This is a genomic window from Arsenicicoccus piscis (assembly GCF_022568835.1).
In the GTDB taxonomy this organism is placed as follows: Bacteria; Actinomycetota; Actinomycetes; order Actinomycetales; family Dermatophilaceae; genus Arsenicicoccus; species Arsenicicoccus piscis.
On sequence record NZ_JAKZHV010000008.1, the window covers coordinates 140,316 to 165,828 of the forward strand.

Below are 25,513 nucleotides of genomic sequence, written 5' to 3' on the forward strand. Positions count from 1 at the left end.
CCCTGGGGGTAGGTGGATTCGCCATCGGGACAACGGAGTTCGTCACGATGGGGTTGCTGCCCGAGATCGCCGATGGCGTCGGTGTCGACATCCCGACGGCGGGTCACATCGTCTCGGCCTACGCCCTCGGCGTGGTGGTCGGGGCGCCGACGCTCGCGGTCCTCGGGGCGCGGCTGCCGCGCAAGGGCCTGCTGGTAGCCCTCATGACCCTCTTCGCGGTGGCGCACGTCGCGCTGATGTTCATGCACACCTACGGCGGGGTGATGGCGCTGCGCTTCGTCTGCGGGCTGCCGCACGGCGCGTTCTTCGGCATCGCCTCGCTGGTCGCCGCCTCGCTCGTGGCGCCCCAGCGGCGCACCCAGGCGGTCGCCAACGTCCTGCTCGGCCTCACGGTCTCCAACATCGTCGGCGTGCCGGTCGCCACCATGCTCGGCCAGCGGTTCGGGTGGCAGGCGGCCTACGTCGTGACCGGCGTGATCGGGGTGCTCTGCGTGCTGGCCATGCTGGCCTGGGTGCCGGTCCAGCGCGCCAGCACCGACGGTTCGGTGCTGCGCGAGTTCTCGGCGCTGCGTCGGCCCCAGGTGTGGCTGGCCCTCGGCATCGGCACGGTGGGCTTCGGCGGGATGTTCTCGACGTACTCCTACATCAGCCCGACGATGCAGACGCTCGGTGGCTGGAGCGCCGCGGCCATCCCGTTCATCCTCTCGCTCTACGGCACCGGCTCCACCGTCGGTGCCCTGCTGGCGGGGCGGGTGGCGTCCCGGGGCGTCCTGCGCGGCATCTTCGTGCTGCTCGGCGCCATCGCCGTGGCCCTCGCGCTGTTCGGGCCGGCCGCGCACTCCAAGCCGCTCGGGCTGGTGATGACCTTCGTCATCGGAGCCCTGCCCAGCATGCTCGTCCCGATGCTGCAGACCCGGCTGATGGACGTCGCCCACGAGGGCCAGTCCCTCGCGGCGGCGCTCAACCACTCGACGCTCAACCTCGCGAACGCGCTGGGCGCCTGGCTCGGCTCGCTCGTGCTCGCGGCCGGGCTGGGCTACGAGTGGCCGTCGCGCATCGGCGTCGTCCTCGCGCTCCTCGGCATGGGCGTGGCCGCCTGGTCGGCCGCCCTGGGGCGGCGCCAGACGGCCACGGCGCACTAGTGCGCGAGACGAGCAGGGCGCACTAGTGCGCGAGACGAGCAGGACGCACTAACGCTGCGCGAACGCGCTACTGGCTCATGCCCTTCGAGATGGTGCTCATCACGGTGGAGTCGGCGAGCGTGGTGACGTCGCCGACCTCGCGGCCCTCGGCGATGTCCTTGAGCAGGCGCCGCATGATCTTGCCGGAGCGCGTCTTGGGCAGCTCGGTGACGACCATGATGGAGCGCGGCTTGGCGATCGGGCCGATCTCCTTGCCGACGTGGTTGCGCAGCTCGTTGACGATGTCGGAGTCGTCCACCTCGCCCTCGGCCTCGCGCAGGATGACGAACGCGCACACGGCCTGACCCGTCGTCTCGTCCGCCGCACCCACGACCGCGGCCTCGGCGACCCGGTCGTGCGAGACCAGCGCCGACTCGATCTCGGCGGTGGAGAGGCGGTGGCCCGAGACGTTCATGACGTCGTCCACCCGGCCGAGCAGCCAGATGTTGCCCCGCTCGTCGTACTTCGCGCCGTCGCCGGCGAAGTAGTACTTGTCGCCGAACCGGCTCCAGTAGGTCTCCTGGTAGCGCTGCGGGTCGCCCCAGATGCCCCGCAGCATCGCCGGCCACGGCTTGGTGAGCACGAGGTAGCCCACCTTCTCGGGCTCGGTGAACGGCTCGCCCATGTCGTCGAGGATCTCGGCGCTGATGCCGGGGATGGGCTTCTGGGCCGAGCCGGGCTCGAGGGCCGTGACGCCGGGCAGCGGGCTGATCATGATGGCGCCCGTCTCGGTCTGCCACCAGGTGTCGACGATCGGGGCGGAGCCGCCGCCGATGTGCTCGCGGTACCAGCGCCACGCCTCGGGGTTGATCGGCTCGCCGACCGAGCCGAGGATGCGGATCGAGGACAGGTCGAACTTCGCCGGGATGTCGGCGCCCCACTTCATGCAGGTGCGGATCGCCGTCGGCGCCGTGTAGAAGATCGAGACCTTGTAGTCCTGGATGATCTCCCACCAGCGGCCCTGGTGCGGGGTGTCCGGCGTGCCCTCGTAGACCACCTGGGTGGCTCCGTTGGCCAGCGGGCCGTAGACCATGTAGGAGTGCCCGGTGACCCAGCCGATGTCGGCCGTGCACCAGTAGACGTCGGTCTCGGGGTGCACGTCGTGGACGATCGCGTTGGTGTAGGCGGCCTGGGTGAGGTAGCCGCCGGAGGTGTGCAGGATGCCCTTGGGCTTCCCGGTGGTGCCCGAGGTGTAGAGGATGAACAGCGGGTGCTCGGCGTCCATCGGCTCGGGCGTGTGGTCGGGGGAGGCCCTGGCCATCAGCTCGTCCCACCAGACGTCCTTGTCGGTCCACTCGACGTCGCCGCCGGTGCGCTTGACGACCACGACGTGCTCGACGGGGGAGTCCGCGCCCTTCACGGCCTCGTCGACAGCGGGCTTGAGCGCCATCGGCTTGCCGCGGCGGTTCTGCCCGTCGGCGGTGATCACCACACGGGCCTCGGCGTCGGCGATGCGGCTGCGCAACGCGTCGGCCGAGAAGCCGCCGAAGACGACCGAGTGGGGGGCGCCGAGGCGCGCGCAGGCGAGCATGGCGACGATCGCCTCGGGGATCATCGGCAGGTAGATCGCGACCCGGTCGCCCTTGCCGACGCCCAGGTCGGCGAGCATGCTGGCCGCCTTGCTGACCTCGGTCTGCAGGTCGGCGTAGGTCAGGTCGCGGGTGTCGCCGCCCTCACCCACGAAGTGGATCGCGACGCGGTCGCCGTTGCCCGCCTCGACGTGCCGGTCCACGCAGTTGTAGGCGACGTTGAGCTCCCCGCCGACGAACCACTTGGCGACGGGGGCGCCGCTCCAGTCCAGGACCTGGTCGAAGTCCTTGCTCCAGGTGACGTACTGGCGGGCCTGGTCGGCCCAGAAGCCCTCGAAGTCGGCGTCGGCCGCGTCGAAGAGCTCGGCCTTGCCGTTGGCCTCGGCGGTCAGCTCCGCCGAGGGGGTGTAGTCGCTGGTCATGTGCCGCTCCTTTGCCGCAAGAATCAGTGGGTCGCACCCAACCTCGGTCCTACTCAACAAGGATTCCTCGTCCAGGGCAACGCGGCACCCGGGTGCTGAGCCGGACGGGCACCCCGGCGCGCTGGGCGGCGGGGCGGGAGAGGCGCGGGCGGCGGGGCGGGAGCGGAGTGGGCGGCGGGGCGACGTGTGGGACACTGGGGGACTGAGATCACCGCCCGACAGAGCGCCCGACGTCACCAAGACAGCACCCGACAGATGAGGTTTGCCCGACGTGTCACCCATGGCCCGCACCGCACTGCAGCCCCACGCGACGCCGCCGCACCTCATCCGCAACTTCTGCATCATCGCGCACATCGACCACGGCAAGTCCACCCTCGCCGACCGGATGCTGCAGAAGACCGGCGTCGTCGAGGAGCGGCAGATGCGCGCGCAGTACCTCGACCGCATGGACATCGAGCGCGAGCGCGGCATCACCATCAAGTCCCAGGCCGTGCGCATGCCGTGGGAGGCGCCGGACGCCGAGGGTGACCCAGAGGTCTACTGCCTCAACATGATCGACACCCCGGGGCACGTCGACTTCACCTACGAGGTCTCGCGCAGCCTCGCCGCGTGCGAGGGAGCCGTCCTGCTCGTCGACGCGGCGCAGGGCATCGAGGCGCAGACCCTCGCGAACCTCTACCTGGCGATGGAGAACGACCTCACGATCATCCCGGTCCTCAACAAGATCGACCTGCCCGCGGCGCAGCCGGAGAAGTACGCCGAGGAGCTCGCCCGGCTGATCGGCTGCGAGCCCGAGGACTGCCTGCGCGTCTCCGGCAAGACCGGCGAGGGCGTCGAGGAGCTGCTCGACCAGATCGTCGCCCAGATCCCGCCGCCCGTGGGCGATGCCGACGCACCGGCCCGCGCGATGATCTTCGACTCGGTCTACGACACCTACCGCGGGGTGGTCACCTACGTGCGGGTGATCGACGGCAACCTCAACCCCCGCGAGCGCATCGTCATGATGTCGACCAAGGCCCAGCACGAGCTGCTCGAGATCGGCGTCATCTCGCCGGAGCCGACACCGGGCAAGGGGCTCGGCGTGGGCGAGGTGGGCTACCTCATCACCGGTGTGAAGGACGTGCGCCAGTCGCGGGTCGGCGACACCGTGACCAACGCGGGCAAGCCGGCGAGCGAGGCGCTGGGCGGCTACCGCGACCCGCGCCCGATGGTCTTCTCCGGGCTCTACCCGATCGACGGCTCGGACTACCCCGACCTGCGCGACGCCCTCGACAAGCTCAAGCTCAACGACGCGGCCCTGGTCTACGAGCCGGAGACGTCCGCGGCGCTCGGGTTCGGCTTCCGCGTCGGCTTCCTCGGCATGCTGCACCTCGAGATCGTCCGCGAGCGGCTGGAGCGCGAGTTCGGCCTGGACCTCATCTCGACGATGCCCAACGTCGAGTACGAAGTGGTCATGGACGACAAGAAGGTCGTCGAGGTCACCAACCCCAGCGAGTTCCCCGGCGGCAAGATCTCCCAGGTCAGCGAGCCCGTCGTGCGCGCCACGATCCTCGCGCCGAGCGAGTACGTCGGCGCGATCATGGAGCTGTGCCAGCAGCGCCGCGGCTCGCTGCGCGGCATGGACTACCTGTCCGAGGACCGCGTCGAGATGCGCTACACGCTGCCGCTCGCCGAGATCGTCTTCGACTTCTTCGACCAGCTGAAGTCCCGGACCCGCGGCTACGCCTCCCTCGACTACGAGCCCGACGGCGAGCAGACCGCCGACCTGGTCAAGGTCGACATCCTGCTGCAGGGCGAGCAGGTCGACGCGTTCAGCGCGATCGTGCACAAGGACAAGGCCTACGCCTACGGCGTGCAGATGGCCTCCAAGCTGCGCGAGCTCATCCCGCGCCAGCAGTTCGAGGTGCCGATCCAGGCCGCCATCGGCTCGAGAGTCATTGCGCGAGAGACGATCCGGGCGATCCGCAAGGACGTCCTCGCCAAGTGCTACGGCGGCGACATCAGCCGCAAGCGCAAGCTGCTCGAGAAGCAGAAGGAGGGCAAGAAGCGGATGAAGATGGTCGGCCGCGTCGAGGTCCCCCAAGAGGCCTTCATCGCCGCGTTGTCCAACGAGGCCGGGTTCTCCGACAAGGCCAAGAAGTGAAGGGTCGTGCGAGCGAGGGCCGAGCAGTGAGGGCCGAGCAGTGACCGAGCCCGGCGGGCGCTCGGTGGGGTTGGACGCGCAGGAGCGCTCGGTGGGCGTGGCCGAGCCGCTGCCGGGTGGTCGCGGCCGGCGGATCGTGTCGTTCGCGCGCACCGATGCTCGGTTGCAGCCCAAGGACGCGCGCGCCATCGAGCGCTACGGCTCCGCCCACCTGCTCGACGTAGACCGTGCCGAGGCCCGCACCTCCGTCGCCCCGTCGGCGCGGCTCGACGCGGGTGCCGTCTTCGGCCGCGTGGCGCCGCTGGTGGTCGAGATCGGTTGCGGCAGTGGGGATGCCGTGGTGGCGGCCGCCGAGGCGCACCCCGACTGGAACGTCCTCGGCGTCGAGGTCTATCGCCCGGGGCTGTGGGACATGCTGCGCAAGGTCGGCAGTCGCGGCCTCGACAACGTGCGCCTGCTCGAGGCCGACGCGGTGCCGGTGTGTGAGACCTGGCTGCCCGAGGGATCGGTGCGCGAGCTGTGGACCTTCTTCCCCGACCCGTGGCCCAAGAAGCGGCACCACAAGCGCCGGCTCGTGTCACCGGCGTTCGCGCGCCTGGCGGCTCGGGTGATCGAGCCCGGCGGGCTCTGGCGACTCGCCACCGACTGGTCGGACTACGGCGAGCAGATGCGCGAGGTCCTCGACGGCAGCAGCGAGTTCGTGAACGTGCACGGTGGCTCTGGCGGCTCCGGCTATGACGCTGTGGGCGCTGGGGCTGCGCCGCGCTTCGAGGGGCGCCCGCTCACCCGGTTCGAGCGGCGCGGCATCGCCGAGGGCCGCGAGATCCTCGACCTGACCTATCGGCGCGTCTAGCGCGGCGGCTCAGGGGACCATCCGCAGCACCGCGGAGTCGGCGAGGCGGCGATAGCCGATGCGCTGGTAGAGCTTGGTGGAGGGCGTGTTGTCGAGGTCGGTGTAGAGCAGGCAGCGACGGCCGGCGTGCCGCTGGATGGCGCTCACTCCAGCCACGCACGCCGACGCAAACCCGTTGCCGCGCAGCGAGTCCGGCGTGTAGACCCACGAGAGCCGGCTGACCCCGCCGTGTGGCCTGGACGCGTAGGTCATGGTGGCCGGCTCGCCGTCGGCCTCCCAGACGTACAACCCACCCTTGGCCAGCCACCGGCGCATGGGGTCGGGCCCTGGCGTGGGCTCGCGCTGCTCCCGGGCGTAGCCGACCGCCCAGTGGTTGAGCAGCTCCAGGTCGTCGTCGTGCGCCGGTCGGAGGTGGCCACGAACTCCCTTGGGCTTCTCGGGCATTCCCGGCAGATCGTGCATGCCCTCCCGCTTGTCGACGGTGATGGAGCCGTGCCCCCTCAGGTCGGTCCAGGTCTCGGCGAAGGCCAGAGCGCCCTTGACGACCCCGCTGACGGCGTCGAGCTCGACGTCCTGACGGTGCAGCCGGAACGCGAACTGGCGCGCGAGGAAGGGGTCGGCCGTCGCCAGGTGGAACGGCCGCGGCGGCGTGTGCATCGCCAGGGCGAGCCAGTTGCGATCACCGCGGGTCGCCCAGTACCACCGCGCGCCGGCGTATGCGCGAGGCGTCTCGATGGCGTGGTCCAAGGTGGTCGCGAGGACGCTGTGGGGGATGGGCTGGCGCATGACGAGGCGCGCTGCGCCGTCCCGGAAGGACTCGGCGCTGACGGTGCTCCGCACACCGATCGACAGATCGCTCACCCGCATGGGTCCGACTGTGCCACGAAGGGGCTGAGCGCGGCCAGCAGTGGCGGCCACACGGTCTACAGCAGGCCGGAGACCTTCTGCAGGACAAGGCTGCTCACCGCGACCAGCACCCAGAGACTCCCGCCGAGGGCGAGCGGGCGTATGCCCGCCCGGCGGATCTCCTGCAGCGGGGTGGCGAGGCCGATCGCGCCCATGGCGAGGGTGGTGCACAGGAGCGCGGCCGACTTCAGCTCGCCGGTGACGGCGTGCGGCACCACGCCGATCGTGCCGAGGCCGGCGGCGACCAGGAAGAGCACGAGGAACGGCGGCACCAGGCGCGTCGGGCGGATGGCTCCCCGCTGCCGCAGGACCGCCTGGCCGATGGCGACGGGGACGATCATCACGGTGCGGGTGAGCTTGACGATGACGGCGTACGAGGCGGCGGCCGCGCCGTAGGTGGTGCCGGCGGCCACGACCGAGGAGGTGTCGTTGATCGCCGTGCCGGCCCACAGACCGAACGACTGCGGCGAGAGCGCCAGCAGGTGTCCCACGAGCGGAAACGTCAGTGCCGCAAGGATGTTGAAGACGAAGATGACGGTGACGGAGTAGGCGACGGCGGCCCGCTTCGCCCCGATGACCGCGCTGATCGTCGCGATGGCGGACGCCCCGCAGATCGCCGTCCCGCAGGTGATCAGCGTCCGGATGTCGGGGTCGATGCCGAGCCGCCGACCGAGCAGCGATCCGGCGAGCAGGCAGACGACCAGGGTGCCGAGCAGGACGGGCAGCGAGCTCAGCCCGGTGCGCCACACCTCACCGAGGGACAGCGTCGCGCCGAGCAGCACGACGGCTGCCTGCAGCACGGTCTGGCTGGTGAAGCGGATGACCGGCGCCCATCCCGGCCGCGACCCGGCCAGGCGGCGGACCACCAGACCGAGGAGGATGCCGAGGACCGGCCCGCCGATGACGGGGACCGCGAGGCCACCGAGGGTGGCGACGATCCCGATCGCGAGCACCACGAGGCCGCCCGTCCAGAGGCGGGGGGCGGGGGTCGAGGACATCAGCACCCGTCCAGCATGCTCCGGGCGCCCGGCACCCGACAGACCTCAACGCGGCATCCCGGCCATATCGATCTGATATGCATGGGGCATGCACGATCAACCTGACCTGCCGGCGCTCGAGCTGCTGGTGGCCGTCGAGGACGAGGGGTCGCTCGGTGCCGCCGCCCGTCGCGTGGGCCTGGCCCAGCCCAACGCGTCGCGCACCCTCGCTCGACTCGAGCGACGCTGTGGGGTGCCGCTGGTCGTGCGACGCAGCGGGGGGTCTACCCTCACCGCCGAAGGCGCGCTCGTCGCGGGCTGGGCCCGGCCGGTCCTCGCGGAGGCCGCCCGGCTGACCACCGCGCTGGCATCCCTGCGCACCGGCGACGTCCAGCCGCTGCGGATCGCGGCCTCGCAGACCGTGGCCGAGCACCTGGCTCCCGCATGGCTCGTCGAGCTGCGCAGTCGGCTGCCCGACCAGCCGGTCGCGATGGCGGTCATCAACTCCACCGCCGTCGTAGACCAGGTGCGGGCGGGCGCGGTGGCGCTGGGCTTCGTGGAGGGGCCCGTCGTGCCGGGGGACCTGCACCAGGTGGTGGTCGGCTCCGACGAGCTGGTGGTGGTCGTCGGACGGGAGCACCCGTGGGCCCGGCGGACCGACCCGCTGACCGCGCGCGAGCTGTCGATGGTGCCGCTGATCACGAGGGAGCGGGGGAGCGGCACGCGCGAGGCCCTCGAGGTCGCGCTGCGCCCGCACCGCTCCACCGATGCAGCGTTGGCGCTGTCGAGCAACGCCGCCGTGCGAGCCGGTGCCGAGGCCGGCGCAGCTCCCGCCGTGCTCGGGCACCTCGCCGTCGCCGAGGCGCTCGCCGCCGGGCGGCTCGTGGCCGTGCCGACCACCGGCATGACCCTCGGGCGCCCGCTGCGTGCCGTCTGGTCCGGCCCGCGCCGCCTCGACGGTGCGGCCGGCGAGCTGGTCCGGGTGGCCCGAGCCGGCACCGCGTCGGTCGGGTCGCCCGCTGCGGTGTCGCCGCGTGGCAGGGAGTTGTAGCGTGGCTGATGACCACGTGAGCAAGGAGGCAAGACATGTCCCAGAACGACCAGAGCCCTGACGCCACGAAGGACGTCCAGAATGACGACGTCAAGAACAACGCCACCGACCCGGACGCCGACGCCGGCACCTGGGACGCGGCGGACAGCGTCTCTGGCGAGCTGCACGAGTCCAGCGACATCCCGGAGCAGGGCGTCGCCGGGTCCTTCGACGAGGGCGTGGCGGTCGATCCGGTCGACGAGGTCGGCCAGGGCTGACGACCCAGCCCCGCCGGGGTGACACAATCGGCGCCATGCCGAGCGCCCTTCCTGACGGAGCCCCTGCACCCACGGACGGGTCGTTGCCCGAGTCGGCGCTGCGACACCTCGGTCTCGACACGTTCGGTGTCTACGTGCACGTGCCGTTCTGCCGGGTGCGGTGCGGCTACTGCGACTTCAACACCTACACGCTGACCGAGCTCGGCGTGCCGGGAGCGAGCCTGCGGGAGTACTCCGACACCGCCCTGCGCGAGCTCGACCTCGCGGTCGAGGTCCTCGGGGAGGACGCGCCCGCCGTCGACACCATCTTCTTCGGCGGTGGCACGCCGACGATGCTCGACCCCAAGGACCTGGGACGCATCGTGCAGGGGATCGGCGAACGCTTCGGTCTCGCAGGGGATCTCGAGATCACCACCGAGGCCAACCCCGACTCCGTCTCGGCCAAGGACCTGGAGGTGCTGTCCGAATCCGGTTTCACGAGAGTCAGCTTCGGCATGCAGTCGGCGGTTCCGCACGTGCTCCGCACGCTGGAACGCACCCACGACCCGGCCCGGCTCCCCGACGTGACACGCGCCGCGCGAGCGGTAGACCTCGACTACAGTCTCGACCTGATCTACGGCACGCCGGGGGAGAGCCTGGAGGACTGGAAGGTCAGCCTCGAGACCGCGATCTCCCTTGAGCCACAACACCTCTCGGCCTACGCGCTGACCGTTGAGGAGGGCACCAAGCTCGCCGCTCAGGTCCGCCGCGGAGAGGTCCCGTCGCCCGAGGACGACGACGAGGCCGCCAAGTACGAGCTGGCCGACGCGACCCTGCACGCCGCCGGCTACGACTGGTACGAGATCTCGAACTGGGCGACCAGCGACACCAAGCGCTGCCGCCACAACGAGGGCTACTGGCGCGAGGGCGACTGGTGGGGCGTCGGCCCCGGTGCGCACAGCCACGTCGGTGGTGTGCGCTGGTGGAACGTCAAGCACCCGAGCGCGTACGCATCACGCATCAACGGTGGTCTGTCGCCGGCAGCCGCGCGCGAGGTGCTGACGGCCGAGCAGCGCTACGACGAGCGGGTGATGCTGGGCATCCGGCTCGTCGACGGCCTGCCGATCGACGAGCTCGACGACGCCGGGGGCCGCGCCGTCGCCCAGCTGATCGCCGACGGGCTCGTCGAGGGCGACAGGGCGCTGCTGGAGGAGCACCTGGTCCTCACCCTGCGCGGCCGTCTGCTCGCCGACACCGTGGTGGCCCGGCTCCTCGGGCTCTGAGCGGTCGGGGTCGGTGAGGGTCCGCCCAGGGGCGTCCCTCATGGCCACAGCGGAACCGGCGCCTGCAGACTGGAGTCAGACCGACGGCACGGTGACAGCCCGCCACCCCACCCCGGACGCATCCGGTGGACCCGCCCAGGAGCACGTCAAGGAGACGCCATGAGCGACCAGCAGCAGCCCTACCAGCAGGCGCCGCAACAGCCCTACCAGCAGCAGCCCTACAAGCAGTCGCCGCAACAGCAGCAGAACCAGCTCTCGCCCAACGCCGAGCTCAACTGGGCCGCCGCGGCGCACTGGAGCGGCGCGGTGAGCGCGCTGCTCGGGTTCATGACCTTCATCGGACCGGTCCTGGTGTTCTTCCTCGCCGGCGGCCGCAGCCGGGTCGTGCGGGCGCACGCGGTCGACGCGATCAACTTCGAGATCTCGATGTGGCTGACCGCCATCGGCATCGTGCTCGGCAGCGTCGTGCTGATGTTCGTCGGGATCGGCTTCCTGACGATCTGGCTGGCCCCGCTGGTCGGCATCTTCGTGATCGTCTGCCACTTCCTCGGCGCGGTCCGCACCATCAACGGACAGCCCTGGCGCTACCCGCTGACCTACCCCTTCATCAAGGGCTGACCTGACGGCACCGGCGCCGAACCCGCACCACCGCCACCACCTCGCCTCAGCCGAGCGGCTGGTCGCCGACCGTGACGAAGTCGATCAGCTCCTCGACCGAGGCCAGCAGGGTCGGCTCCAGGTCGGCGTAGGTGCGCACCGTCCCGAGAATGCGCTTCCAGGCATGCGCGATGTCGGCCTGGGAGGCGTGCGGCCAGCCGAGCTCCGCGCAGATGCCGTGCTTCCACGAGGTGCCGCGAGGGATGACCGGCCACCGCTCCCAGCCGAGCCGGGCCGGCTTCACCGACTGCCACACGTCGACGTAGGGGTGGCCGAGGATGCGCACGTGCTGCGGGGCCACCCGCGAGGCGGCGTCCACGATCCGCGCCTCCTTGGTCCCCGGGACCAGGTGGTCGACGAGAACCCCCATCCGACGGTCGGCGGTGGGAGCGAAGTCACGGATGACCGCGGCCAGGTCGTCCACCCCGTCGAGCAGCTCGACGACGACCCCCTCGACCCGCAGGTCGTCACCCCAGACCTTCTCGACCAGCTCGGCGTCGTGCCGGCCCTCGACGAACAGCCGCGACCCGGTCGCCACCCGCGCCGGAGCACCCGCGACGGCGACCGACCCCGACGCCGTGCGCGAGGCCGCGGCGCGCGCCGCAGCGACCGACGCGTTGGCTGCAGAGCGGTCCGGCACCAACGTGACCGGTCGACCGTCGACCCAGAACCCCGGCCCGAGTTCGAAGCCCCTCGTGCGGCCGCGCCGGTCCTCCAGGTGCACGACGTGGACACCACCGGCCTTCTCGACCCGCACCACGGCGCCGACCCAGCCCGACTCGACCTCCTCGACGACCAGGCCGAAGGTGGCCGCGAGCTCTACCGAGCGCCCCCGCCGGGGGACCTTCCAGTCGCCGGAGAGCACGTCGGAGCCGTATCGATCGGTCATGAACGGCGAGGGTAGACCAGGGCTCGCCGTGCGCCGTGCCGACGCTCCGCGCTCGGGGCCGAGTCCGAGGCGGTCCCACGCGCGGTAGGATTGGCACTCGGCCCCGGAGAGTGCCAGGAGGTCCAGAGCGCGCACGTGAGACCACGACGAGAGGAGCAGCACCCATGAGCGACCGCCGTCGCCTGCAGGTCCTGCAGGCCATCGTCCAGGACTACGTCGCCACCTCCGAGCCGGTGGGCTCCAAGGCGCTGCTCGACCGCCACCAGCTCGGCGTGTCCGCTGCCACGGTGCGCAACGACATGGCGGCGCTGGAGGACGAGGGCCTCATCGCCGCGCCGCACACGAGCGCCGGGCGGGTGCCGACCGACGCGGGCTACCGCGTGTTCGTCGACCAGCTGAGCGAGATCAAGCCGCTGTCGCCGCCCGAGCGGCGGGCGATCCGCGAGTTCCTCGCCGGCGCCGTGGACCTCGACGACGTCGTGGAGCGCACCGTCCGCCTGCTCGCCGGCCTCACCCAGCAGGTCGCCGTGATGCAGTACCCCTCGCTCACCCGTTCGGCCGTGCGCCACGTCGGGCTGGTCGCCCTCGGCGGCTCCCGCGTGATGATCGTGCTCATCGTCAACACCGGCCGGGTCGAGCAGCGGGTCGTCGACGTGGGCCGCGAACTCACCTCGCCAGAGGGCGAGCGACTGCTCGTCGACCTGCGCGGACGGCTGAACGCGCTCGGCGCGGGCCGCCCGTTCGCCGACGTGGCGGCCGCGCTGCCGCTGCTCTCCGGCGAGTTCGAGGCCGCCGACCGCCCGGTCGTAGACCTCGTCACGACCTGCCTGGCCGAGGTGGTCGTCGAGGAGCGCGAGGAGCGGGTGGTCGTCGCCGGCACCTCCAACCTCGCCCGGTTCCGCGGGGACTTCCCGATGACCATCGGCCCGGTCTTGGAGGCGCTCGAGGAGCACGTCGTGCTGCTCAACCTGATCAACGCGCTCTCCACCGACCTGCGGGCTCGGGCACTCTCCACCGACCCGCGCACGCGCGCGCTGGAGGGCCCCGAGCCGTCGAGCGACGGCGTGCTGGTGCGGATCGGTCAGGAGCACGAGCACAGCGGCCTGTTCTCGACCTCCATGGTCAGCACGGGCTACGGTGCCGGGTCGGACCTCGTCGCGGGCCTGGGCGTGCTCGGCCCGACCCGGATGGACTATCCGACCACCATGGCAGCGGTCCGCGCCGTGGCCACCTACGTCTCCCGCACGCTGGGCTGACGTGCGCCGGCACCAGCGCGAGCCCGACCCCACCCCCGAGAGCCCGTAGAGCCCGCAGAATCTGCACGACCACCTGCACGACCACGATCAACACCTTTCCCCCACGGACACCGAGGAAGCCAGTGAACGACTACTACGCCCAGCTCGGCGTCGCCAAGGACGCCTCGCCCGAGGAGATCAAGCGTGCCTACCGCAAGCTGGCGCGTCAGCTGCACCCCGACGTCAACGCCGGGCCGGAGGCGGAGGACCAGTTCAAGAAGGTCTCCCAGGCCTACGACGTGCTCGGCGACCCCGACAAGCGTCGCTCCTACGACATGGGCGCCGACCCCTACGGCGGCAACGCGGCGGGCTTCGGTCAGGGCTTCACGTTCAGCGACATCATGGACCAGTTCTTCGGCGCCGGGGCCGCGCAGGCCGGCCGTGGTCCGCGCCCGCGTCGCCGTCGTGGCCAGGACGCGCTCGTGCGCGCCGAGGTCGACCTGCGCACCGCCGTGTTCGGCGGCGAGAAGGAGCTGCACATCGACACGGCGGTCGAGTGCTCGACCTGCCACGGCGACGGCACCCAGCCGGGCACCTCGCCGAAGACCTGCGACGCGTGCAACGGCCGCGGCGAGATCCAGCAGATCCAGCGCTCCTTCCTCGGCCAGATCATGACGGCGCGCCCCTGCGGCGTCTGCCACGGCTACGGCACCGTGCTGCCCAACCCCTGCTTCGAGTGCTCCGGCGACGGCCGCGTCCGCACCCGCCGCACGCTCACCATCAAGGTGCCCGCGGGCGTCGACACCGGCACCCGCATCCAGCTGCGCGGCGAGGGCGAGGTGGGGCCTGGCGGGGGCGAGACCGCGGACCTCTACGTCGAGATCGGCGTCGCCCCCGACCCGGTCTTCCAGCGTCAAGGCGACGACCTGCACTGCACGATCAACGTCCCGATGACCGCGGCCGCCCTCGGCACCAGCATCACGCTGGACACCTTCGACGGGCCGACCCGGGTCGAGGTGCGCCAGGGCGCGCAGCCCGCCGACAAGGTGACCTTGCGCGACCAGGGCGTCACCCACCTGCGCGGCAACGGCCGCGGTGACCTGCTCGTGCACCTCGACGTGCAGACCCCGACGCGGCTCGACCACCGCCAGGAGGAGCTGCTGCGCGAGCTGGCCGACCTGCGCGGCGAGGCGTCCGTGCAGGCCGACCTGCAGCCCGCCAACAAGGGCCTGTTCGGCAAGCTCCGCGACGCCTTCATGGGTCAGTAGCCCGTGAGCAACCCCGTGAGCACCCGCGCATGACTGCGCCCCTGTTCCTGGTCGCACCGGGCACGCTCGACGACGCCCGCGACGGCTCGGTCGTCGTGCTGGACGGGGCCGAGGGGCGGCACGCCCAGGCGGCGAAGCGGATGGCGCCGGGGGAGCAGCTGCTGGTCTCGGACGGCACCGGCGTCCACGGCGTGGGCACGGTCGAGTCCGTCGAGCCGGGCCGGGTCGCCGTGCGCCTGCTCGAGGTGCACCACGAGCCGGTCCCGGAGCCGCGCCTCGTCCTCGTCCAGGCCCTCGCGAAGGAGGGCCGCGACGAGCAGGCCGTCGAGGCGGCCACCGAGCTCGGCGTCGACGCCGTGGTGCCGTGGGCCAGCCGCCGGGCCATCGTGCAGTGGCGCGGCGACAAGCTTGTCAAGGGCCGGCGCAAGTGGACCTCGGTCGTCACCGCGGCGACGAAGCAGTCCCGCCGCTTCCGCGCACCGGAGGTCGAGGATCTCGTGGACCTGCGCGGTCTCGTCGCGCGGGTGGAGGAGGCCGCGCTCGCCGTGGTGCTGCACGAGGAGGCGAGCGAGTCCGTCAACGAGCTGGACCTGCCGTCCGACGGCGACATCCTGGTCGTCGTCGGCCCCGAGGGCGGGATCGCCCCCGAGGAGATCGACGCCCTGGTCGCCGCCGGCGCCGTGCCGGTGCGGCTCGGGCCGCACGTGCTGCGCTCCAGCTCGGCCGGCCCCGCCGCGCTGGCCGTGCTCGCCGGCCGGTTGCGCTGGTAGCCGGGCTCCTCGGGCAGGCCTTTCTGCACGGGTCTGTCGGTGCACCCGCTTAGGGTGGCCGCTTAGGGTGGGGTCGTGGCCAGCTCTTCTCGACCTGACAACCTGCCGGACGGGCGCCGTCGCCTGCGCGAGCGTGACGCGACCGCGGTGATGCCCGAGCACCTGCCCTACCCACTCGTGCTCGTGGGCGCGTGGTCCTGGCGGATCATCGGCGGGGTCGTCGCGGCCGCGCTCCTGGTGGTCGCGCTGCGGACACTGAGCCAGGTGGTGGTCCCGCTCGCGGTGGCCCTGCTGCTCACCGTGCTGCTCCAGCCGGGCGTGCGGTGGCTGGTCCGTCGCACCCCCCTGAAGCTGGGCGTGGCTGCCCTCATCGGCGTTCTGGGCATGATCGTCGTGGTGGTGGGGCTGTTCGGCTTCGCCGGGTCGCAGCTCGCCTCCGGTGCCACGGGCATGCGCGACAGCGCCATGCAGGGTGTGCAGAAGGTCCAGGACTGGCTGGCGACGAACCCGTTCGGGCTGACCTCCTCGCAGCTGCAGGGCTACCTCGACCAGGCCATGTCCAGCCTGCGCACCAACTCCAGCTCCATCACGTCGGGCGCGATGCAGGTCGGCACCACCACCGGCCACTTCCTCGTCGGCATGATCATCGCCCTCATCGCGACCTACTTCTTCCTGGCCCAGGGCGGACCGATCACCCGCTACTTCGTGCGCTGGTTGCCGCGTCCGGCGCAGGCGCCGACGTTCGAGGCGTTGCGCCGCGGCTGGATCTCGCTCGGCGCCTACGCCCGCACCCAGGTGCTGGTGGCCGGGGTGGACGCCATCGGCATCGCGCTCGGTGCGCTGATCCTCGGGCTGCCCTTCGTGGTGCCGCTGTTCGTCCTCGTCTTCTTGTCCTCGTTCATCCCGATCCTCGGTGCCATCGTGTCCGGCGCGGTCGCGGTGCTGATCGCCCTGGTCGTCAAGGGTCCGATCATGGCGCTGGTCATGCTCGGCATCGTGCTGCTCGTGCAGCAGCTCGAGTCGCACGTGCTGCAGCCGTTCCTCATGGGCAAGGCCGTGTCGCTGCACCCGCTCGCCGTGATCATCGCGGTGGCGGTCGGCTCGTTCCTGCTCGGCATCGTGGGTGCGCTGTTCGCCGTGCCGGTGCTCGCCGTGGCCAACACGGTGATCCGCTACCTCGTGAGCGACGACCCGTTCCCGGCGCTCGGGGAGACCTGGGACCAGGAGAATGCGCGGGACCGGGCGGTCGCCGCTGAGGACGCCACCGACGAGGACCAGCCGCGGGTCGGGGACCGTCAGGACGAGCAGCCGGACGACGAGGAGCGGCTCAGCGCACGGTGAAGGTCGTGCGCGCCTCGCCCTGCAGGCCGGCGGAGCCCTCCATCGAGCCGGCGTAGACCCGGAGCTGGTAGGTGCCCGCGGCGAGCCGGCCCAGCGGCACCGACCAGGTGCCCCGCTCGGGGCAGCCGGACGTCGCCTGGGCGTGGCCCGAGCGGACGGTGGCTCCGGCCTTGGTGAGGGTCCACGCGAACGCCCCCTCGAAGACGCAGGCCTGACCGGTCGCCGTCAGCGGGCCGGCGCCCACCGTGGCCCCGGCCCCGGGCTGGTCGATCCAGAAGGTGGCGAGCTCGGTCGTCGCGGCGACCCCCGACGCCCGGCGCCAGGTGCCGCCGGACTTGAGCGTGCCGAGCACCCGGCCACCGGAGCCGCCGGTGATCGTCACCGGCACGTTGCTCTTGGCCGCGGCCGTCGCGGTCCACACCAGCGACGCCACGCCGAGCCGGGACTCCTCGGCCGACACCTGGCGCACCGGGCCGTCATCGAGGGTGATGCTGATCCGAGTCGGCGTCACCCTCACGTCGGTGACGTGCCGCTCACCCCAGACGTTGGTCCAGCCGGGGCGGCCGGTCATCGCCGTGGCGACGGCGGCCTCCGCGGTCGCTGCCGCGCCGGTCGAGCCGGACGCGATGGTGGCCGGGAGGTACTGCCGGAACAGTCGCAGCCGGGGCGGCGTCCCGGGTCGGTCGGCCGCGACAAGGTAGACCGGCACGGTCGCCCGCCCGCTGCTCGCCGGGGTCTGGGCGGTCTTGGCGCCCGTGGCGACCACGGAGGGCGAGGGCGTGCCGCCACCCGTCGGCGCGGGGCTCTGCGCCCCCGCGCTCGATGTCGCAGCCGCGGTCGAGGCGGACGTGCTCGCGCTCGGAGTGGTGGTGGTCGACGCGGTGGCGGGCGCCGTCGCCGTGGGGGCCGTGGCGGGGGAGCCGCCGCACCCGCTCAGCCCCAGGGCGGCGCCGAGCGCCAGCGCCAGCGCGAGGTGGGGGCGGGACGTCGCGGTGCACGTCGGGGTGGGCTGGGCGGCAGGCATCGTGACCTCCATCGGGCGATCCTAAGAACGCTCACAGTATCGCCTGCTACCGACCGTGCTGGGAACGTGCGCGGCGCGATCCGTCGCGTCGCCCCGAGCGCAGCATGCCCAACCGGTCGCCGGACCGTCGCCCGCCGCTCGCGACGCCACCATTCGGGCTACAGTCGCGCCATGGCCAGCACCGACCCCACCTGCCTGTTCTGCCGCATCGTGGCGCGCGAGATCCCTGCCGACGTGGTCGCCGAGTCCGAGACCGCTCTGGCCTTTCGCGACCTCGAGCCGCAGGCGCCCACCCATGTCCTCGTGGTCCCCAAGGTGCACCACCCCAACGCCGTCGCCACCGGCGCGGCCGACCCGGCGCTGCTCGCCGGCGTGGTCGCCCTCGCCGGTGAGGTGGCGGCCGGCGAGGGCGTCGCCGACTCGGGCTACCGCCTGGTCGCCAACACCGGCAAGGACGCCCAGCAGAGCGTCGACCACTTCCACCTGCACGTCCTCGGGGGCCGGGCCTTCGGGTGGCCGCCCGGCTGACGCTCTGCTCCGCGTACCATGGGGAGCACGATGACCGATCGCCCTACCGACTCCCCAGACCCCCGTTCCGCGCTGTCCTACCCGGACGCCGTCGCGCTGCGCACCCCGTCCACCACGCACACCATCGTCGTCCCGCCCGAGGTGTCGATGGTGACGCTGCTCGGTGCGCACGACGAGCTGTTGCGCACCATGGAGCGCGCCTTCCCCCGCCTCGACCTGCACGTGCGCGGCAACGAGCTGCACCTGAGCGGCCCGACGTCCGAGGCCGCCCTGGTCGAGGAGCTGGTCGGCGAGCTGCTGACCGTCGTGGTGGCCGGGCAGCCGCTCAACCGGGACTCCGTCGAGCGCTCGATCGCCATGCTGCGCAACCGGACCGCCGAGCGACCGGCCGACGTGCTCACGACCAACATCGTCTCCAGCCGGGGGCGCACCATCCGGCCGAAGACGCTGAACCAGAAGCGCTACGTCGACGCGATCGACCAGCACACGATCGTCTTCGGCATCGGTCCGGCGGGCACCGGCAAGACCTACCTCGCGATGGCCAAGGCGGTGCAGGCGCTGCAGGCCAAGGAGGTCACCCGGATCATCCTGACCCGGCCCGCCGTCGAGGCCGGCGAGAAGCTCGGCTTCCTGCCCGGCACGCTGACCGACAAGATCGACCCCTATCTGCGGCCGCTCTACGACGCCCTGCACGACATGCTCGACGCCGACTCGATCCCGCGCCTGATGGCCGCCGGCACGATCGAGGTCGCGCCGCTCGCCTACATGCGTGGCCGCACCCTCAACGACGCGTTCATCATCCTCGACGAGGCCCAGAACACCTCGCCGGAGCAGATGAAGATGTTCCTCACCCGGCTCGGCTTCGGGTCCAAGATCGTCGTGACCGGCGACATCACCCAGGTAGACCTCCCGGGCGGCACCCGCTCCGGGCTGCGGGTCGTGCGCGACATCCTCGCGGACGTCGACGACATCCACTTCGCCGAGCTGACCGCCCACGACGTCGTGCGCCACCGCCTGGTGGGCGACATCGTCGAGGCCTACGCCCACTTCGACGAGCGGAAGTCGTGACCCAGTCATGAGCATCGACGTCCACAACGAGACGAGCACCCGCATCGACCCGGTCGAGCTGGTGGCCCTGTCCGAGTTCGTCTACGCCCAGATGCGCGTGCACTCCGGGGCCGACCTCGCGATCACCCTGGTCGACGAGGCCGCGATGGAGACCCTCCACGTCAAGTGGATGGACCTGCCGGGACCGACCGACGTGATGAGCTTCCCGATGGACGAGCTGCGGCCGGGCCGGGAGGGTGAGCGGTTGCAGCACGGCGTCCTCGGCGACATCGTGCTGTGCCCGAGCGTCGCCGCCGCCCAGGCGAGCGCGGCGGGGCACACCCTCGAGGAGGAGCTGCTGCTGCTCACCACGCACGGCATCTTGCACCTGCTCGGCTACGACCACGCCGAACCCGAGGAAGAGCGTGCGATGTTCGACCTGCAGCGTCAGCTGCTGCTGACCTTCCTCGCCGGTCGATGACCACACGACTCATCGTCGGCGCCGTGCTCGCCATCGTCGTCGCCTACCTGCTCGCGCTCGGCGAGTCCGCCGTGTCGCGGATGTCCCGCCACCACGCCGGCGAGCTCGCCGAGACGGGGCGGCGCGGCTCCGCGGCGCTGGTCAAGGTCGCCAGCGACCCGGCGGGCTACGTGTCGACGACCACCTTCCTGCGGGTCGCCGCCGAGTCGCTCGCGGCCGTGCTGGTCACGATCGCGGTGACCGAGCACGTCGACGGGTTGTGGCGACCCCTCGCCATCAGCGCGGCGATCATGCTGGTCGTCTCGTTCACCCTGGTCGGGGTGTCTCCGCGCACCCTCGGCGTGCAGCACTCCGAGGCCGTGAGCCTGCTGGTGGCGCCCGGCATGGTGTGGCTGCGCCGCATCCTCGGACCGGTCGCCCGGCTGCTCGTGGCCCTCGGCAACGCGTTCACCCCCGGCAAGGGGTATGTCGACGGGCCGTTCGAGACCGAGGCCGAGCTGCGGGATCTCGTGGACATGGCCGAGGAGAGCGACGTCATCGAGGACGACGAGCGCGAGATGATCCACTCGGTCTTCGAGCTCGGTGACACGCTGGCGCGCGAGGTGATGGTGCCGCGCACCGACATGATCACGCTCGACCAGGACAAGCCGCTGCGCAAGGGGATGTCGCTGTTCCTGCGCTCCGGCTTCTCCCGGATCCCGGTCATCGGCGAGGACAACGACGACGTCGTGGGGCTGCTCTACCTCAAGGACGTCGCGCGCTGGCTGCTGGACGACCCCGAGGACCAGGCGCTGCCGGTCCAGCGCTGCATGCGCCCGATCCACTTCGTGCCGGACAGCAAGCCGATCGACGACCTGCTGCGCGAGATGCAGCAGGACCAGACCCACCTCGCGATCGTCGTGGACGAGTACGGCGGCACCGCGGGCCTGATCACGATGGAGGACATCGTCGAGGAGATCGTCGGCGAGATCGACGACGAGTACGACAAGGAGTCCCAGGGCGTCGAGGAGCTGGGGGAGGACCGCTACCGGATCCCGGCCACCCTGCACGTCGACGACTTCGCCGACGAGTTCGACCTCGACCTGGACGAGGAGGACGTCGACACCGTGGGCGGTCTGCTCGCCAAGGCTCTCGGGCGGGTCCCGATCGTCGGGTCGACCGCCGAGGTTCTCGGCCACCGCCTCACGGCCGAGCGGCCCGCCGGGCGGCGGCACCGGATCGCGACCATCATCGTCGAGCGGGTGGCCGAGGCCGAGCCGGTCGACGAGGACGAGCAGCTGCTGCAGGACGCCTTGCGTCGCCGCGACCGTGCGCGTGAGGAGCACCGCGAGCGAAGGCGTGAAGACGACAGCGCGAGTGCGGGGGGCGCCACCGCCAGCCGCGAGCTCGACCACGACACCGACGACCGCGAGCTCGACCACGACACTGACGACCGCACCGACGCCGAGCGCGTGGCCGTGCGGACCGGGCAGGACGACCAGGAGGATCGATGAGTCCGACCAGTGCGACGAGTCCGACGTCGTCAGCAGGAGACGAGGGCGACGACACCTTCCGCGCCGGCTTCGCCTGCCTGGTCGGGCGCCCGAACGCCGGCAAGTCCACGCTGACCAACGCGCTGGTGGGCTCCAAGGTGGCCATCACGTCGAGCAAGCCGCAGACGACCCGGCACACCATCCGCGGGATCGCGAACCGCCCGAAGGGTCAGCTGATCCTCGTGGACACCCCCGGCCTGCACAAGCCGCGCACCCTGCTCGGCCAGCGCCTCAACGACCTGGTCCGCGAGACCCTGCTGGACGTCGACGTGGTCGGGTTCTGCCTGCCCGCCGACCAGCGCGTCGGGCCGGGCGACCAGTTCATCGCCGCGGAGCTGAAGGAGCTGCAGCAGGTGCGCCGCACCCCGGTTGTCGCGATCGTCACCAAGTCCGACCGGGTGGACAAGCGGCGCCTGGCCGAGCAGCTCATCGCCGTCGACCAGCTCGGCCAGTGGGCCGCCATCGTGCCCTGCTCGGCCACCCACGGCGACCAGGTCGACGAGGTCGCGTCCGTGCTGACCGGCTTCCTGCCGCCCTCGCCGCAGCTGTATCCCGACGACGTCCTCACCGACGAGTCCGACGTCGTGATGATCGCCGAGCTGGTCCGTGAGGCCGCCCTGGAGGGCGTCCGCGACGAGCTGCCGCACTCGCTCGCCGTCGTCGTCGAGGAGATGGTGCCGCGCGAGGACCGGCCGGACGACAAGCCGCTGCTCGACGTGCGCGTCAACGTGTTCGTCGAGCGGGACTCGCAGAAGGCCATCATCATCGGCCGCGGCGGCTCGCGACTGCGTGAGGTCGGGACCACCGCCCGACAGGGCATCGAGGAGCTCCTCGGCCAGAAGGTCTACCTCGACCTGCACGTGAAGGTCGCGAAGGACTGGCAGCGCGACCCCAAGCAGCTGCGCCGGCTCGGCTTCTGAGCCGGAGCAGCGCTGACTAGCCGAGCACCTTGACGGTCGTCCACGCCTGCTGGACCGCCTCGGACTCCGCGCCGCTGCCGTAGCGCTTCTCGGCGGCGGCCACCGTGGCGGTCGCGAAGGTGGCGAAGTCGCAGTCCTTGGGCAGCGAGCCCTCCGTGACGGTGTCGTACCAGATCTGGCCGGGCTTCTCCCAGGCGTTGCCCCCGATGCCCGTGGCCGCGAGGTAGAACGCCCGGTTGGGGATGCCGGAGTTGATGTGCACGCCACCGTTGTCGTGGTCGGCGTCGTGCGGCAGATCGTCGTAGTGATCCATGTCGGCCGGCTGCGGGTCCTTGCCGAGCTGGTCGTCGTCGTAGGCGGTGCCCGGCGCCTTCATCGAGCGCAGCGCGACCCCCTCGACCTTGGCGGTGAACAGGCCCTCGCCGATCAGCCAGTCGGCCTCGTCGGCGGTCTGCTTCAGCGTGCGCTGCTTGACCAGCGAGCCGAACACGTCCGAGATCGACTCGTTGAGGGCCCCGGACTGCGCGAGGTAGATCAGCCCCGCGGTGTACTGCGTGAAGCCGTGCGACAGCTCGTGCCCGATGACGTCGACGCTCGCGGTGAAGCGGTTGAAGATCACGCCGTCGCCGTCACCGAAGACCATCTGCGCGCCGTCCCAGAACGCGTTGTCGTAGCGCTGCCCGTAGTGCACGGAGGCGACGAGCGGCAGTCCGTGGCCGTCGAGGGAGTCGCGCCCGAAGCACCGGTAGTAGAGCGACCAGGTGTCACCGAGCCCGGTGTAGGCCTCGTTGATCGAGACGTCGGTGACCTTGCGACCACCCTCCTTGCGCTTGAGGGTGCCCGGCAGCGACGTCCCACCCGCAGCGTCGTAGACCGATCGCTGGGCCTTGGCGCGACCGGCGGCGGCGCGCGGGGCGGTGGCCGTGGGCGGCACCGGCTGGGTGCGCGCCTGCAGGTGAGGCGGGATCAGGCCGCCCTGGGTGACCGGCCCACCCGGCCGGTCGGCCCGGGCCGCGCGCACGTCCCGCGTGCCGCGCAGGTCGGTGTCGACCCGCAGGGAGGCGGCCGCGGCGGCGGCGATCCTGGGATCGTCGTTCTGCGCGAGCCGTTGGAGCAGGTAGGGCGGCAGGATGCCGCAGCCCCGCAGCATGGGGATCGGCACCCTGGTCGGCATGGTGGTCGGCACGGTCATCGTCGGCTGAGTCCTCGTCTGCTGTGTCCTCATGCCCTCAGTGTGCTCCGCACCACTGACAGACCCCCACCCCAGACCGATCCGGGCTGTCCCACATCGTGGGATCGCGTCGCGGCGGGCGGAGCGCGAGCGCGACGAACGGCCTAGGGTGGTGCTCGTGAGCTCCTGGCGACTCCTCCTTGGCCGCCGCGACGAGGCCTGACCCACGGCCTTCCTCGTCGCGGAGTCCGTCACGCCCGGTCGTGCCCCCCACGAGTTGCGAGAGAGTCTCCCCATGATCGCCCCCCAGCAGCCCAGCGGTATGCCCGCGAGCAAGTACGTCGCCTTCCAGGACCAGATCACGATCGACCTGCCGGACCGCACCTGGCCGAGCAAGGTCATCACCAAGGCCCCGCGCTGGTGCGCGGTCGACCTGCGTGACGGCAACCAGGCGCTGATCGACCCGATGTCTCCCGAGCGCAAGATGCGCATGTTCAACCTCCTGGTGGCCATGGGCTACAAGGAGATCGAGGTCGGCTTCCCGTCGGCGAGCCAGACCGACTTCGACTTCGTCCGTCAGCTCATCGAGGGTGGCCACATCCCCGACGACGTCACCATCCAGGTCCTCACCCAGGCGCGGGACCACCTGATCGAGCGCACCTACGACGCCATCCGCGGCGCCAGGAGCGCGATCGTCCACTTCTACAACTCGACGTCGATCCTGCAGCGGCGGGTCGTCTTCGGCCTGGACCACGACGGCATCACCGACATCGCCGTGCAGGCCGCCCGGCTGTGCAAGAAGCTCGAGGAGACGGTCCCCGAGACCACCGTCTACTACGAGTACTCGCCGGAGTCCTACACCGGCACCGAGGTCGAGTTCGCGGTGCGGGTCTGCAACGAGGTGATCGAGGTCATCGACCCGACCCCCGACCACAAGATGATCATCAACCTGCCGGCGACGGTCGAGATGATCACCCCCAACGTCTACGCCGACTCGATCGAGTGGATGCACCGGAACCTGGACCGGCGCGACTCGATCGTGCTGTCGCTGCACCCGCACAACGACCGCGGCACCGGTGTCGCCGCCGCCGAGCTGGGCTACCTGGCCGGCGCCGACCGGATCGAGGGCTGCCTGTTCGGCAACGGCGAGCGCACCGGCAACGTCTGCCTGGTGACGCTGGGCATGAACCTCTACACCCAGGGTGTCGACCCGCAGATCGACTTCTCCAACATCGCCGAGATCCGCGCGACCGTTGAGCACTGCAACCAGCTGCCGGTCCACGAGCGCCACCCCTACGGCGGCGACCTGGTGTTCACCGCCTTCTCGGGGTCCCACCAGGACGCCATCAAGAAGGGCTTCGAGTGGATGGACCGCGACGCCAAGGAGGCGGGCACCACGGTCGACGAGATCACCTGGGGCGTGCCCTACCTGCCCGTGGACCCGCACGACGTGGGCCGCAGCTACGAGGCGGTCGTGCGTGTCAACAGCCAGTCCGGCAAGGGCGGTGTCGCCTACATCATCAAGTCCGAGCACCAGCTGGACCTGCCGCGCCGCCTGCAGGTGGAGTTCAGCGGGGTCATCCAGCGGCTGACCGACAGCGAGGGCGGCGAGGTGTCGCCGAGCCGGCTGTGGCAGGTCTTCACCGACGAGTACCTCCCGAGCGACGACCACTGGGCCCGGCTGCAGCTGACCAAGTTCGCGACGACCGAGTCGGTCGACGGCCAGGAGGCCTGGCAGTTCGAGCTGGCCGACCGCGGTGAGCCGGTGTCGCTGACCGGCGTCGGCAACGGCCCGATCGCCGCGTTCGTGGACGCGCTGCACGCGCTCGACATCGACGTCCGGGTCCTCGACTACGCCGAGCACGCCCTGTCGGCCGGCGGTGACGCGCGCGCCGCGTCCTACGTCGAGTGCGCCGTCGGCGAGCGGATCCTCTGGGGGGTCGGCCTCAACGGCAACATCGTCCGTGCCTCCATCGAGGCCGTCCTGTCGGCGGTCAACCGCGCGGACCGCGACGCCTCCGTCTCGGCCTGATCGGCCGTCCCACGCCCCGGTCCACGACGATCTCGTA

General features: G+C 71.5%; 23 protein-coding genes. 17 read left to right on the forward strand and 6 right to left on the reverse strand.

From position 1 onward, the window contains the following. Positions 1-2 precede the first annotated feature (2 nt). Entirely contained in the window at positions 3-1,142 is a 1,140-nt protein-coding gene (locus MM440_RS14065; protein WP_277626733.1) for an MFS transporter, read from the forward strand. A 67-nt stretch (positions 1,143-1,209) separates the two neighbouring features. Here the strand turns inward: MM440_RS14065 and acs are convergent, their stop codons facing one another. Continuing rightward, on the reverse strand, positions 1,210-3,132 hold the full coding sequence (gene acs / locus MM440_RS14070) for an acetate--CoA ligase (RefSeq protein ID WP_241445013.1): 1,923 nt from the start codon (positions 3,130-3,132) through the stop codon (positions 1,210-1,212). Between the two features lie 280 nt (positions 3,133-3,412). On the opposite strand from acs, the gene lepA reads away from it, so the two are divergent. Both lepA and trmB read left to right on the forward strand, forming a co-directional pair. Further along, entirely contained in the window at positions 3,413-5,275 is a 1,863-nt protein-coding gene (gene lepA, locus MM440_RS14075) for a translation elongation factor 4 (protein WP_241445014.1), read from the forward strand. Between the two features lie 40 nt (positions 5,276-5,315). After that, complete coding sequence (gene trmB, locus MM440_RS14080; RefSeq protein WP_241445016.1) at positions 5,316-6,128, forward strand: tRNA (guanosine(46)-N7)-methyltransferase TrmB; 813 nt, start codon at positions 5,316-5,318, stop codon at positions 6,126-6,128. A 9-nt stretch (positions 6,129-6,137) separates the two neighbouring features. Here the strand turns inward: trmB and MM440_RS14085 are convergent, their stop codons facing one another. Together MM440_RS14085 and MM440_RS14090 are read right to left on the reverse strand one after the other, a co-directional pair. After that, positions 6,138-6,995 (reverse strand): GNAT family N-acetyltransferase, encoded by an 858-nt coding sequence (locus MM440_RS14085; protein WP_241445018.1) that lies wholly within the window; start codon positions 6,993-6,995, stop codon positions 6,138-6,140. A gap of 56 nt (positions 6,996-7,051) precedes the next feature. Next, entirely contained in the window at positions 7,052-8,032 is a 981-nt protein-coding gene (locus tag MM440_RS14090; protein WP_241445019.1) for a YeiH family protein, read from the reverse strand. 88 nt (positions 8,033-8,120) lie between these two features. Between MM440_RS14090 and MM440_RS14095 the strand changes: the two genes are divergently transcribed. From MM440_RS14095 to MM440_RS14110, 4 genes are all read left to right on the forward strand, one after another. Continuing rightward, the gene (locus MM440_RS14095) at positions 8,121-9,062 is read left to right on the forward strand and encodes a LysR family transcriptional regulator (RefSeq protein ID WP_241445020.1); all 942 of its coding nucleotides are present in this window, start codon (positions 8,121-8,123) and stop codon (positions 9,060-9,062) included. 35 nt (positions 9,063-9,097) lie between these two features. Beyond that, a complete protein-coding gene (locus MM440_RS14100; RefSeq protein ID WP_241445021.1) occupies positions 9,098-9,319 on the forward strand; it encodes a hypothetical protein in 222 nt (73 codons plus the stop codon). A 35-nt stretch (positions 9,320-9,354) separates the two neighbouring features. Then, complete coding sequence (gene hemW, locus MM440_RS14105) at positions 9,355-10,581, forward strand: radical SAM family heme chaperone HemW (protein ID WP_241445022.1); 1,227 nt, start codon at positions 9,355-9,357, stop codon at positions 10,579-10,581. Between the two features lie 159 nt (positions 10,582-10,740). After that, a complete protein-coding gene (locus MM440_RS14110; RefSeq protein WP_241445023.1) occupies positions 10,741-11,199 on the forward strand; it encodes a DUF4870 domain-containing protein in 459 nt (152 codons plus the stop codon). A 46-nt stretch (positions 11,200-11,245) separates the two neighbouring features. Here MM440_RS14110 and MM440_RS14115 read toward each other — a convergent pair whose 3' ends face one another. Further along, positions 11,246-12,127, reverse strand: a complete 882-nt coding sequence (locus MM440_RS14115) for a DUF3097 domain-containing protein (protein WP_241445024.1) — start codon at positions 12,125-12,127, stop codon at positions 11,246-11,248. A 164-nt stretch (positions 12,128-12,291) separates the two neighbouring features. Between MM440_RS14115 and hrcA the strand changes: the two genes are divergently transcribed. The 4 genes from hrcA to MM440_RS14135 all read left to right on the forward strand — a co-directional run bounded on the left by hrcA (position 12,292) and on the right by MM440_RS14135 (position 16,741). Then, the gene (gene hrcA / locus MM440_RS14120; RefSeq protein ID WP_241445026.1) at positions 12,292-13,383 is read left to right on the forward strand and encodes a heat-inducible transcriptional repressor HrcA; all 1,092 of its coding nucleotides are present in this window, start codon (positions 12,292-12,294) and stop codon (positions 13,381-13,383) included. Positions 13,384-13,505: 122 nt separating this feature from the next. Beyond that, positions 13,506-14,630 (forward strand): molecular chaperone DnaJ, encoded by a 1,125-nt coding sequence (gene dnaJ / locus MM440_RS14125; protein ID WP_241445028.1) that lies wholly within the window; start codon positions 13,506-13,508, stop codon positions 14,628-14,630. A 29-nt stretch (positions 14,631-14,659) separates the two neighbouring features. Beyond that, a complete protein-coding gene (locus tag MM440_RS14130; RefSeq protein ID WP_241445030.1) occupies positions 14,660-15,400 on the forward strand; it encodes a 16S rRNA (uracil(1498)-N(3))-methyltransferase in 741 nt (246 codons plus the stop codon). 75 nt (positions 15,401-15,475) lie between these two features. Further along, a complete protein-coding gene (locus MM440_RS14135) occupies positions 15,476-16,741 on the forward strand; it encodes an AI-2E family transporter (protein WP_241445032.1) in 1,266 nt (421 codons plus the stop codon). Here the strand turns inward: MM440_RS14135 and MM440_RS14140 are convergent. Then, positions 16,728-17,777 carry a Gmad2 immunoglobulin-like domain-containing protein gene (locus MM440_RS14140; protein ID WP_241445034.1) on the reverse strand — a complete coding sequence of 350 codons (1,050 nt, stop codon included), beginning with the start codon at positions 17,775-17,777 and terminating at the stop codon, positions 16,728-16,730. The genes MM440_RS14135 and MM440_RS14140 overlap by 14 nt on opposite strands. A 159-nt stretch (positions 17,778-17,936) precedes the next feature. Between MM440_RS14140 and MM440_RS14145 the strand changes: the two genes are divergently transcribed. Genes MM440_RS14145 through era form a run of 5 tightly spaced genes read left to right on the forward strand, consistent with a single transcriptional unit; the run spans position 17,937 to position 22,273 of the window. Further along, a complete protein-coding gene (locus MM440_RS14145) occupies positions 17,937-18,293 on the forward strand; it encodes a histidine triad nucleotide-binding protein (protein WP_241445036.1) in 357 nt (118 codons plus the stop codon). 30 nt (positions 18,294-18,323) lie between these two features. After that, entirely contained in the window at positions 18,324-19,361 is a 1,038-nt protein-coding gene (locus MM440_RS14150) for a PhoH family protein (protein ID WP_241445038.1), read from the forward strand. 7 nt (positions 19,362-19,368) lie between these two features. Then, positions 19,369-19,821 carry an rRNA maturation RNase YbeY gene (ybeY, locus tag MM440_RS14155; RefSeq protein WP_241445040.1) on the forward strand — a complete coding sequence of 151 codons (453 nt, stop codon included), beginning with the start codon at positions 19,369-19,371 and terminating at the stop codon, positions 19,819-19,821. After that, the gene (locus MM440_RS14160) at positions 19,818-21,314 is read left to right on the forward strand and encodes a hemolysin family protein (protein WP_338155663.1); all 1,497 of its coding nucleotides are present in this window, start codon (positions 19,818-19,820) and stop codon (positions 21,312-21,314) included. Before ybeY ends, MM440_RS14160 begins: the two co-directional genes overlap by 4 nt. Next, entirely contained in the window at positions 21,311-22,273 is a 963-nt protein-coding gene (gene era / locus MM440_RS14165; protein ID WP_241445042.1) for a GTPase Era, read from the forward strand. The genes MM440_RS14160 and era overlap by 4 nt, the downstream gene beginning before the upstream one ends. Positions 22,274-22,289: 16 nt before the next feature. On the opposite strand, the gene MM440_RS14170 is transcribed toward era, so the two are convergent. Then, the gene (locus tag MM440_RS14170; protein WP_241445044.1) at positions 22,290-23,498 is read right to left on the reverse strand and encodes a M4 family metallopeptidase; all 1,209 of its coding nucleotides are present in this window, start codon (positions 23,496-23,498) and stop codon (positions 22,290-22,292) included. Positions 23,499-23,739: 241 nt separating this feature from the next. On the opposite strand from MM440_RS14170, the gene leuA reads away from it, so the two are divergent. Beyond that, positions 23,740-25,476 (forward strand): 2-isopropylmalate synthase, encoded by a 1,737-nt coding sequence (gene leuA / locus MM440_RS14175; RefSeq protein WP_241445046.1) that lies wholly within the window; start codon positions 23,740-23,742, stop codon positions 25,474-25,476. Positions 25,477-25,513 lie beyond the last annotated feature (37 nt).